The organism is Streptomyces beijiangensis, from assembly GCF_017315755.1.
GTDB lineage: Bacteria > Actinomycetota > Actinomycetes > Streptomycetales > Streptomycetaceae > Streptomyces > Streptomyces beijiangensis.
The window spans coordinates 1-204 of record NZ_JAFLRJ010001746.1 but is presented as its reverse complement, the minus strand read 5'-3'; the positions used below and the strand labels follow the sequence as shown (position 1 = coordinate 204).

At 69.6% G+C, this 204-nt stretch carries 1 protein-coding gene; it reads right to left on the bottom strand.

Translation table 11 applies throughout. From position 1 onward, the window contains the following. On the bottom strand, positions 1–204 hold a 204-nt coding region (locus J0695_RS43485), incomplete at both ends, for a hypothetical protein (RefSeq protein ID WP_505383665.1).

The following is a 204-nucleotide window of genomic DNA, read 5'->3' as shown; positions in this document are numbered from 1 at the left end:
GTCGACGAGTAGGGGTTCTTGACGTGCTGGGCCTCGTCGGCGACGAGCAGGCCCCACTCCGTGCCGGCCAGCTTCTCGGTGTCGAGCCGCGTCGTGCCGTACGTGGTGAGGACGAACTCCCCGTGCGCCAGGTCGTCCAGGGACCGCGAGGCCCCATGGAAGCGGCGTACCACGGTGCCCGGTGCGAACTTCTCGATCTCCCGC